Annotated in this window: 9 protein-coding genes; 5 read left to right on the plus strand and 4 right to left on the minus strand. The window is 66.5% G+C overall.

From position 1 onward, the window contains the following. Positions 1-297: 297 nt before the first annotated feature. The gene (locus tag WBF82_RS07435) at positions 298-1,047 is read right to left on the minus strand and encodes an enoyl-CoA hydratase (protein ID WP_424382414.1); all 750 of its coding nucleotides are present in this window, start codon (positions 1,045-1,047) and stop codon (positions 298-300) included. 44 nt (positions 1,048-1,091) lie between these two features. Here WBF82_RS07435 and WBF82_RS07440 point away from each other — a divergent pair, with 44 nt between their 5' ends. Both WBF82_RS07440 and WBF82_RS07445 read left to right on the plus strand, forming a co-directional pair. After that, a complete protein-coding gene (locus WBF82_RS07440) occupies positions 1,092-1,340 on the plus strand; it encodes a DUF2277 domain-containing protein (RefSeq protein ID WP_424382415.1) in 249 nt (82 codons plus the stop codon). Positions 1,341-1,354: 14 nt separating this feature from the next. Beyond that, positions 1,355-1,897 (plus strand): DUF1802 family protein, encoded by a 543-nt coding sequence (locus WBF82_RS07445; RefSeq protein WP_424382416.1) that lies wholly within the window; start codon positions 1,355-1,357, stop codon positions 1,895-1,897. Here WBF82_RS07445 and WBF82_RS07450 read toward each other — a convergent pair. From WBF82_RS07450 to WBF82_RS07460, 3 genes are read right to left on the minus strand one after another with little or no spacing between them, the layout of a single operon-like run. Continuing rightward, entirely contained in the window at positions 1,856-2,878 is a 1,023-nt protein-coding gene (locus tag WBF82_RS07450; protein ID WP_424382417.1) for an alpha/beta fold hydrolase, read from the minus strand. The two genes, WBF82_RS07445 and WBF82_RS07450, sit on opposite strands and share 42 nt — an antisense overlap. A gap of 3 nt (positions 2,879-2,881) precedes the next feature. Next, positions 2,882-4,543, minus strand: coding sequence for a CocE/NonD family hydrolase (locus tag WBF82_RS07455; protein ID WP_424382418.1), 1,662 nt, complete (start codon positions 4,541-4,543; stop codon positions 2,882-2,884). Between the two features lie 35 nt (positions 4,544-4,578). Continuing rightward, the gene (locus WBF82_RS07460; RefSeq protein WP_424382419.1) at positions 4,579-5,160 is read right to left on the minus strand and encodes a DUF3558 domain-containing protein; all 582 of its coding nucleotides are present in this window, start codon (positions 5,158-5,160) and stop codon (positions 4,579-4,581) included. Positions 5,161-5,401: 241 nt separating this feature from the next. Here WBF82_RS07460 and WBF82_RS07465 point away from each other — a divergent pair, with 241 nt between their 5' ends. The 3 genes from WBF82_RS07465 to truB form a co-directional block, all read left to right on the plus strand. Next, positions 5,402-6,355, plus strand: a complete 954-nt coding sequence (locus WBF82_RS07465) for a metallophosphoesterase family protein (RefSeq protein WP_424382420.1) — start codon at positions 5,402-5,404, stop codon at positions 6,353-6,355. Next, complete coding sequence (locus WBF82_RS07470) at positions 6,352-7,026, plus strand: 4'-phosphopantetheinyl transferase family protein (RefSeq protein WP_424382421.1); 675 nt, start codon at positions 6,352-6,354, stop codon at positions 7,024-7,026. Before WBF82_RS07465 ends, WBF82_RS07470 begins: the two co-directional genes overlap by 4 nt. After that, positions 7,023-7,743 (plus strand): tRNA pseudouridine(55) synthase TruB (gene truB / locus WBF82_RS07475; protein ID WP_424382422.1); only part of this gene is annotated, 721 nt, incomplete at its 3' end. The genes WBF82_RS07470 and truB, both read left to right, overlap by 4 nt.

A 7,743-nucleotide genomic window follows, 5' to 3' on the forward strand; every position in this document is an offset into this window, starting at 1 on the left:
GCTACAGCCACACCGCCACCATCATCGGCACAACCCTGGTGCTGATCATCGTCGGCGCCGAAGCCACCATTGCCGCGAGTGCATGCCGACACACCGGCGCCGGCGCTGACCGCCCAGCCAGGCGCCGGGACTGTGGCGCAGAAGACTGACACGTCTAGCTCCTGGGGTCGCTGGCGCCGGCTGTCGCGTCCGCCGACCCGTGGGTGCCGTTCACCGGACCATTGCACCCGATGCGTCATTGCGCCGCGAACATCCTGACCCCATCCGGGCCGCCATCCCCTGATCGAGTGGACGGGCTTACCGCACCTGGGCCCGTCCGCGCTGCAGTACCGCTTCCCGGTTGGCGGCGATGTCGTCACCGGAGGTCCGGAATTGCCGGGCCGCCGTCGCTTCCAGCCACAGGCCCTCGCTGGTCTGCGAGTCGTCGATCCGGTGATAGGACGCCAGCAGCGCCCGAACCGCGCTCTGGTTGTTGCCGACGATGCTGGCAGCCACCTCGCGCGCGGCCGGAAGCAGCCGCTCATGCGGCACCACTTCGGTGACCAGGCCGGCCCGCAGCGCATCCTCAGCGGACAGGTAGTCACCGGTCATGCTCATGCGGCGGGCCAGTCCGACACCGACCTTCTGCGGCAACCGCACGGACAGCCCCCACGTCGGCAATAGGCCCACCCGGGCATGGGTGTCGGCGAAGCGCGCATGCTCGGAGGCGATCAAGATGTCGCAGTACAGCGCCAGCTCCAGACCGCCGGTGACAGCGGCGCCGTTGATCGCGCCGATCACCGGCTTGGTCAGCGGTGGCCAGCGCGGCGAAATGTCCGGTAGCGCCGACTGGCCGCCCAGCTCTTTCAGATCGAGCCCCGCGCAGAACACCGGGTCGCTGCCGGTCAGGATGACGACGTCGACGTAGTCGTCGGTTTCCGCCTCAGCCAGCGCCGCGAAGAACTGGTCTCGCAGCGCGGTCGACAATGCGTTGCGCGATTGCGGCCGGTTCAGGGTGAGCGTGCGCACCCGCTCGTCGGTGTGGATCAGCAGAATGTCGTCGGTCATAGGGTTTACGTTAGCCACCCGCTGGTGCGCCTTATCGTTGAGGGATGTGCCGAAACATCACGGAATTGCGTGGACTTGAGCCCCCGGCGACGGCCGAGGAGATCTCGGCGGCGGCGCGCCAATATGTGCGCAAGGTCAGCGGCTTCACCCACCCGTCGCCCGCCAACGCCGACGCCTTCGAAGCCGCGGTGGGCGAAGTCGCGGCGACCACCACGCGGCTGTTGGGGGCGCTGCCACCGCGCCGCCAACCTCCTAAGACCTCGCCGCCGTTGCGTCGGCTCGCGATGAGATGACACAGGACGCCCCCATGCCCGCGCTCAAGGAGTGGAGCGCCGTGGTGCAGGCGCTGCTGGACGGCCGCCAGCGCGTGCTGTTGCGTAAGGGCGGGATCGGCGAGAAGCGTTTCGAGGTGGCAGCCAGCGAGTTCGTGTTGTTTCCGACGGTCGCGCACAGTCACGCCGAGCGGGTCCGCCCCGAATTTCAGGACTTGCTCCCGGCTGCGGCGCCTGACAGTGCCGAAGACCACGTTGTGGTGCGTGCGGCCGCGAAAGTCGTTGCGGCACTGCCGGTCAATCGCCCCGATAACATCGAGGCGATCGCGGATCTACATATCTGGACGGCCGCGTCCGTGCGTGAAGACCGGCTCGACTTTCGCCCCCGGCACAGGTTGGCGGTGCTCGTCGTTCAGGCCATACCGCTCGTCGAGCCGGTGGAACTGCCCCGCGCTCCCGAATACGCCGGCTGCACCAGCTGGGTGCAGTTGCCGATGAGGCCGTCGCTGGGTACTCCGGTGCACGACGAGGCGTCACTACGCCAAGTCGCCGACCGCGTCCATGCCGCCGTCGGATGACGTCTGGTCCACCAGCACCGCGCCGTCCGGGCGCCCTCCGAGCGTGCAGAGCGCAGTCGCCTCGCCTGCGGCGGTAAGTCGCACGAGTTGCGCCAATTGCGCTGGCGCATCGCATTGCAGATAGTGATCGGCCGTTGGCAGTATCCAGTAGCGGTTTCGGCCCGGTTTGCCCTTGAGGAATTTCTGCCACACGAAGTTGGCGACCCGGATAGGGGAGACGTTGTCGTGTAGCCCCCAAATCAGGGTGGTATTGGTCGTGCTCTTGGAAAGTGCTGTGAGCCAATTGGTTTCGTCGGCAGCTCGCTCGTTCAGGTACTGGATCGTGTCCGGCAGCACTCCGATGCCGTCGTTGTGCGCGAAGCACTCCGTCAGAGCGACGATCTCGGGATCGGTAGGCGTTCTCCGTGGCATGAACGTCGTCGCTCCCATGCCGGCGGCCAGCAGCTCGGGCGTCGTCGCGGCTGCTGTACTGCGTGCTGTGTCGGGGTTGAGAAGCGCGGTCTGAAACCCAGTCAGGTTGGCCAACGGGAGGTAGATGTTGGCATTCGTCAGAATGACTTCGGTCGGCGCGTTTTCCTGATTCTGCTTCGCGAACTCCGACAGCGCGATCATGCCGACGCTGGTGCCACGGTCGTGGGTCAGCATGGTGTATCGCTGGAGTTTCCACACGTTGGTGATCGCATGGATCAGCAGCCGTGCATCGTCGTATAGCGAATACACGTACGGTGCGGGCGGCTTATCGGAAAGCCCGTAGCCGGGGAAGTCCAGCAGGAAGATATCGAACTCAGCGCCCAACTCGCGGGTCAGCGCGAAGTAGTCGATGCTCGCCGTCGGGAAGCCGTGCACGCACACCAATGCCGGTGCGCCCGGTGTGCCGCAGCGACGGGCGAAGACGGTGACTTCCGCTCCAGCATTTGTAGCGGTTGATGACTTCCAATGGATTTGTGTTGCGCCGCTTCGCCATTCGTCGACGATGCCCATCCGCTAGGCGCGCTCGACCGGAAGCAGCACCCGGGATGCGCCGAACTGCACTTCATGCGTCGCGGGGTTGAGCTGTCCGCCGGTCGCCGTTGGCTCACCGGTACCGAGGTTACGGGCGTAGCGGGGATGGCTGCCGCCGGCGATCAGCACCCGGATACGTGATCCGGCGCGGAACCGGTGAGCGATCGCGTCGAGCTCGAGCCGAAGCGAGTCGGTCGTCTCGGTTAGCCGCCGATAGCCGTCGCTGACATTTACCGACCGGCCCTTGTTGTCGACCTCGCTGACCCGAACGAACACGTCGACATGGGGATTGTCAGAGGTATGCGCCAATTCAGCGACCGGATTTCCGATCACGCGCAGGTCCTGGTCGAGCACGTCGGTGGTGAAGCTGAGTACGTCGCTGCGCGCGGCCAAGGCGGTGTCGTCGCGGTATCCACCGTCCGGCGACAGCAGTCGACCCCCGATGGTGGGCGTCGGGTCGGCGGGGTCATAGCGGAAGCTCACCGCGGACACCGCGGACCCCGCCGACGGCGCTGTGTTGGTCAGACCGCCGCCGGGCTGCAGGTAGAGCGCGTGCTCGGTGGTCGTCGGCGGCCAGTCGGCTGCATCGCTCCAGCCCTCACCGGCGACGTGGAAGTGGACTCTGCCGGGTCGCGACGCCGCCGGGCGAACGCCGATGTGGGTGTCTAGCCAGTCCTGCGATTCTTGAGCGATGGTCCGCAGACCCTGAAACAGCAGCTGGGTGTGGGTCCACGGGCCGATGGTCAGCGCTACGTCGACGCCGCGGTCGCGAAGGTGTCGATACTGGTGCAGCGTCTGCTGCAGGAAGATGTCTTGCCAGCCGCCGATCAGCAGCACCGGCACCTGCACCCGGTCGAGTGCGGCGCCGAATCGCATCGTCTCCCAGAACGGCGCGTTGTCATCGGGATGGTCCAGCCACGACTCCCACCACGGCGCGCCGGTGCCCAGCAGCTCGCGCCCGGCGGCCCCCAACGGCAACTCACCGGCGGCGCGGATCACGCTCTTCTGCGCCCGCAGCTGGCGGATGCCGGCGCGGATGCGCCCGGGAGCTTCCTGGTGGGCAACCAGATGGCTCCAGCCGAGGAAGTCGTTGACGGTGAACGCGCCTGTGCCCCAAGCCGATTCGCTGAAGTCGTGTGGGCCGGCGGTGATGACGGCCGCGGCCAGCTCAGGTGGCGGATCCTGCAGCAGCGCCCACTGAGTGAACCCGAGATAGGAAATCCCGATGGTGGCGAACCGGCCGGTGAACCACGGCTGCTGCCGCAGCCATGCGACGGTGTCGGCGCCGTCCTCTGTTTCGTGAGCCATCGGGGTGAAGGTCCCGCCCGAGCCGAACGTCCCCCGCACGCTTTGCATCAGCACGTGGTAGCCGCGGGCTGCGTACAGCGCGCCGTACAACAGCGAGAACGGAAACCCGCGGCCATACGGTCCGCGCAGCAGCAGGGTGCCGACGGCTTCTCCGGCGGGCACGTAGTGGTCGGCCACCAGTTCGACGCCGTCGCGCATCGGAATCGCGACCCGGCTGACCGTGTAGCCGGTGGTCCGCGCGGGCAGCCGCAACGCCCGGCCGAGGGCCCGGCCAGCAAGATCCCTGGTTAATGAACGCAGTGGCGACCCAGCAGGCTGGGCGGAGGTGGTGGTCACGTGATCAGGTTATGGCCGCATCGGCGGAGGTGGGCTCAGAACTTGTAGTACGGCGAAAGGTCGTTTGCCCGCTGCAGGTTGGTGGCCGGGCAGTCGACCTCGGGGTTGGAGTAGACCGTCGAGTAGAACAGCGCCTGCTGGATGATCCCGTAGCTGGTCTTGAAGATCACCATGCAGGACATGTACCAGAAGCTGTTGTGATACGTGGGCTTGAGGTTCCAGTACTGGGCGACGCGGTGGCCGTTGACCGTGGTCTCGACGGCGTCGGCCGGCAGCGACTGCTCGTAGTTGCGCCAGATGATCGGCTCGACGGCCAACTGGTAATTGCCGGCGTCGTACTGGCAGCGCAGCCCTTCCTGAGGCTCCGGCGGAGTGAAGCCCAGGCCCAACCGCTGCACGACGTCGAACGGGATGTCCTGACAGGGGTTGAACGGGCTGGGGTCGGTGGTCGCCACGATCGGGCTCTTCATTGTCGTGGGCGGATCCATCGGTGCGGCGGTGGACCGCAGTTGCACCTTCGGGCCAGCGACGTTGACCGGCGGCGCACTCTGCCACACCACCGCCAGCGCCGTCACCAGGGCACCGAGCGCCGCAAGCAGTCGCAGCTTGGCGACCATCACACCCCCTCGACCCGGCTTGATTGTCCGGTTCCTCCTCGGGCCGTTCCACGGCCCGCATCGTCGCCGGACGATTACCTCTGCCGGGAGTTTACAAGTCGCCTCCGCGGGATCACAGGGTAAACGAGAACCTGTTCTAGTCCGGCGACCGCGGGCGCGGGGTCGGCGTCCGGAGGAGCCGGGCAAGCGGAACGAGCCTGCTGTGCGGCATCCGCCGACACGCTCGTTACGCTGGGGAGTCGTGGCAACACAGGAAAGGCAGCCGACGCTGTGGGCGGTGTCCGACTTGCACACCGGCCATATGGGCAACAAGCCCGTCACCGAATCGCTGTACCCGTCGTCGCCGGATGACTGGCTGATCGTTGCCGGCGACGTTGCAGAGCGCACCGATGAGATCCGCTGGTCGCTGGATCTGCTGCGCCGGCGATTCGCCAAGGTGATCTGGGTGCCCGGCAACCATGAACTGTGGACCACCAACAAGGACCCGAAGCAGGTGTTCGGCCGGGCCCGCTACGACTATCTCGTCAACATGTGCGACGAAATGGGCGTCGTGACCCCGGAGCATCCGTTTCCGGTGTGGACCGAACGAGGCGGCCCGGCCACGATCGTGCCGCTGTTTCTGCTCTACGACTACACGTTCTTGCCGGCGGGCGCGACCACCAAAGCCGAGGGGCTGGCGATAGCGCGCGAACGCAATGTCGTGGCCACCGACGAGTTTCTGCTTTCACCCGAGCCGTATGCCACCCGCGACGCGTGGTGCCGTGATCGCCTGGCCGCCAGCCGCAAGCGGCTCGAAGACCTCGATTGGATGACGCCGACGGTGCTGGTCAACCATTTCCCGATGGTGCGGGAACCCTGCGATTCGTTGTTCTACCCCGAGTTTTCGCTGTGGTGTGGAACCACCGAGACCGCCGACTGGCACACCCGCTACAACGCGATCTGCTCGGTGTACGGCCATCTGCACATTCCGCGCACCACCTGGTATGACGGGGTCCGCTTCGAAGAGGTGTCAGTGGGTTATCCGCGGGAGTGGCGGCGGCGCAAGCCTTTCAGCTGGCTTCGCCAAGTGCTGCCCGATCCGCAATATGCGCCCGGCTATCTGAACGACTTCGGCGGTCACTTCGTCATCACGCCGGAGATGAAGGCGCAGGCCCAGCAGTTCCGAGATCGACTGCGCCAGCGGCAATCGCGATGATGCTGAGCGCACTGATGTCATCGGTGCTGCCCAGCACGGAAGCCCTGGCCTCCGCCGAGCTGTATTCGGACCCGCCCGGGCTCGCGCCGATGCCCGAAGAAGAACCATTGATCGCACGCTCAGTGGCCAAGCGGCGCAACGAGTTCATCACCGTGCGCCACTGCGCGCGTCTCGCGTTGGGCGAGCTCGGGTTTGCGCCGGTACCGATTCTCAAGGGGGACAAGGGCGAACCATGCTGGCCCGACGGTGTGGTGGGCAGCCTTACCCACTGCGCCGGCTACCGTGGTGCGGTGGTCGGTCGCGAGGCCGCGGTGCGCTCGGTGGGTGTCGACGCCGAGCCGTATGACGTGCTGCCGGACGGCGTGCTGGATGCAATCAGCCTGCCCGAGGAGCGCCGCGAGATGAGCGCGTTGCCGAGCGGTGCGCATTGGGACCGAATTCTGTTCTGCGCCAAAGAAGCAACGTACAAAGCGTGGTTTCCGCTGACAAAGCGCTGGCTTGGCTTCGAAGACGCGCACATCACGTTCGGCGTCGACGACTCCGGCACCGCCGGAACTTTCGAGTCGGCCATCCTGATCGACGGGGAAGCCCTGTCAGGTCCGCCGCTGACGACACTGGCCGGAAGGTGGTCAGTGGAACAGGATTTGGTGCTGACCGCGATAGTTCTATGAACGCCGGCCTGGTCATCGTCGACAAGCCGGCCGGAATGACGAGCCACGACGTTGTCGGGCGTTGCCGACGCATCTTTGCCACCCGGCGGGTCGGTCATGCCGGAACGCTCGACCCGATGGCCACCGGTGTCCTGGTCGTCGGCGTCGAGCGCGCCACCAAGATCCTGGGGTTGATCGCCGGTGCCTCGAAGTCTTACGCGGCTACCATCCGGCTCGGCCAGACCACCTCCACCGAAGACGCCGAAGGTCAACTGCTGCACGAGGTTCCGGCCGAACAACTGACCAACGCGAGCATCGCCGCCGCGATCGCCGGGTTGCGCGGCGACATCATGCAGGTCCCGTCGGCGGTCAGCGCAATCAAGGTCGGGGGCCAGCGGGCCTACCGCCTCGCTCGCGAGGGCCACACGGTCGAAATACCCGCCCGCCCGGTGCGCATCGACCGGTTCGAGATCCTCGCGGCCCGTCGCCACGGTCACCTGATCGATCTCGACGTCGAAGTCGACTGTTGGTCCGGGACCTACATCCGAGCCCTGGCCCGCGATCTCGGCGACACGCTGGCGGTCGGAGGTCACCTGACCGCCCTGCGGCGCACCCGCGTCGGCCACTTCGGATTGGACCAAGCACGCTCACTCGACCAGCTGGCCGAGCGGCCGGAGCTGAGCTTCAGCCTCGACGAGGCTTGTCTGCAGATCTTTCCGCGTCGCGACCTCACCGCCG

Origin of the sequence: Mycobacterium sp. (assembly GCF_049673265.1) — a bacterium.
Lineage (GTDB): Bacteria > Actinomycetota > Actinomycetes > Mycobacteriales > Mycobacteriaceae > Mycobacterium.

Excerpts from the sequence above, each read along its gene's own strand:
- WBF82_RS07440 (WP_424382415.1), top strand. The coding sequence starts at position 1,092 with ATGTGCCGAAACATCACGGAATTGCGTGGACTTGAGCCCCCGGCGACG.
- WBF82_RS07460 (WP_424382419.1), bottom strand. The coding sequence starts at position 5,160 with ATGGTCGCCAAGCTGCGACTGCTTGCGGCGCTCGGTGCCCTGGTGACG.
- WBF82_RS07450 (WP_424382417.1), bottom strand. The coding sequence starts at position 2,878 with ATGGGCATCGTCGACGAATGGCGAAGCGGCGCAACACAAATCCATTGG.
- WBF82_RS07445 (WP_424382416.1), top strand. The coding sequence starts at position 1,355 with ATGCCCGCGCTCAAGGAGTGGAGCGCCGTGGTGCAGGCGCTGCTGGAC.
- WBF82_RS07435 (WP_424382414.1), bottom strand. The coding sequence starts at position 1,047 with ATGACCGACGACATTCTGCTGATCCACACCGACGAGCGGGTGCGCACG.
- WBF82_RS07470 (WP_424382421.1), top strand. The coding sequence starts at position 6,352 with ATGATGCTGAGCGCACTGATGTCATCGGTGCTGCCCAGCACGGAAGCC.